The 1632-nt window shown below is 67.1% G+C and carries 1 protein-coding gene; it reads left to right on the top strand.

Features of this window, described 5'->3' with window-relative positions:
• Window positions 1-116: 116 nt before the first annotated feature.
• A complete protein-coding gene (gene istA / locus AX690_RS06580; RefSeq protein ID WP_066730309.1) occupies window positions 117-1631 on the top strand; it encodes an IS21 family transposase in 1515 nt (504 codons plus the stop codon).
• Window position 1632 lies beyond the last annotated feature (1 nt).

The raw sequence follows: 1632 nt of genomic DNA, 5'->3' as shown, positions 1-1632 counted from the left end.
TGTGCAGCGGCGTGGAAGAAGGACCCCCTTAGCGGGGTGATAGGCGCCTAAAAGGGACCCCTCATTCCGATGGTTTAGGCACGGCGGCTTGGTTCAACCGGGCGGTCGAGATCGGGATGTTGGTGGTGGAGACAGTGGTGCGGATTCGCCGTGAGTATGCGGCGGGCAAGCCGATCAAGGCGATCTGTCGGGATTTGAGACTGTCGCGGAAGGTCGTGCGCAAGGCGATCCGGGCGGAGGAAGGCGCGTTCAGCTATCAGCGGACGACGCAGCCGTTTCCGAAGATCGGGCCGGTGCATGATCGGCTTGTGCAACTTCTGACGGAGAACGAGGCGCGGCCCCGGCGGGACCGTTTGCGACTGACGCGGGTCTGGGACCTGTTGGTCCAGGAAGGCTACGACGGCTCCTATGACTCGGTCCGTCGTTACGCGGCCCGCTGGCGCGAGGAGACCAAGACGGCGCCCGGCGATGGCGGGACAGCGTTCGTGCCGCTGATGTTCGCGCCGGGCGAGGCGTTCCAGTTCGACTTCAGTCATGAGGACGTGGAGGTCGCCGGCCAGCCGATGCGGGTGAAGGCGGCCCATGTTCGGCTTTGCGCGTCGCGTGCGGTCTACGTCAGGGTTTATCCGCGTGAGACCCAGGAGATGGTGTTCGACGCCCATGCCCGGGCGTTCGCCTTCTTCGGCGGGGTCCCCACGCGGGGCATCTACGACAACATGAAGACCGCCGTGGACGCGGTGTTCGTGGGCAAACAGCGGGTCTTCAACCGTCGCTTCCTGCTGATGGCCGATCATTACATGTTCGAACCGACTGCTTGCACGCCCGCCGCAGGCTGGGAGAAGGGCCAGGTCGAGAACCAGGTGCAGACCAGCCGGGAGCGGTTCTTCAAACCGCGCTTGCGGTTCGCCAGCCTGGAAGAGCTGAACGGCTGGCTGGAGGCCGAGTGCCGCCGCTGGGCGCGCCTACACCCCCATCCCGAGCAGCGCGAGATCACCTTGGCCCAGGCCCTTGAGGCCGAGCGGCCGGCGCTGCAGGCGATCTTGGCGCCGTTCGACGGCTTCCACGAGGTCGAGCACGCGGTGACCGGCACCTGCCTGATCACCTTCGACCGCAACCGCTACTCGGTGATGGCCAGGGCCGCCAAGCGCACGGTGCAAGTGCGCGCCTATGCCGATCGGATCGTCGTGCGCTGCGCCGGCGAAGTGGTGGCCGAGCACGTCCGATCCTTCGGCCGAGGCCGGACGATCTATGATCCCTGGCACTACCTGCCGGTTCTGGCCCGCAAGCCCGGGAGCTTGCGCAATGGCGCGCCATTCCAAGATTGGACTCTGCCACCAGCCCTGACCCGGTTGAGGAAGAAGCTGGGTCGTGGCGACGAAGCCGACCGCCGGTTCGTGCGCGTGCTGGCGGCGGTGCTGGTCGATGGCCTTGATGAGGTCGATGACGCCGTCCGCGAGGCCCTGGATGCCGGCGCCGCCAGCGACGAGGTCATCCTCAACATCCTTGCCCGGCGCCGCGAGCCGCCAGCGCCACAGCCGATCACCACCTGCGAGGCGCTGGTCCTGCGTCATCCGCCCATCGCCGACTGCGCCCGCTACGACCTGCTGCGAGGTCCCCGTGCAGCGGCATGAG

The sequence above is a fragment of the Caulobacter sp. CCH9-E1 genome (genome assembly GCF_001556515.1).
Taxonomy (GTDB): Bacteria; Pseudomonadota; Alphaproteobacteria; order Caulobacterales; family Caulobacteraceae; genus Caulobacter.
Note: the sequence above shows the minus strand (reverse complement) of the source record. Positions and strands in the feature narration are given on the sequence as shown.

What these genes read in the sequence shown, in the direction of transcription:
- istA (WP_066730309.1), top strand. Translation starts at nt 117, where the DNA reads ATGTTGGTGGTGGAGACAGTGGTGCGGATTCGCCGTGAGTATGCGGCG.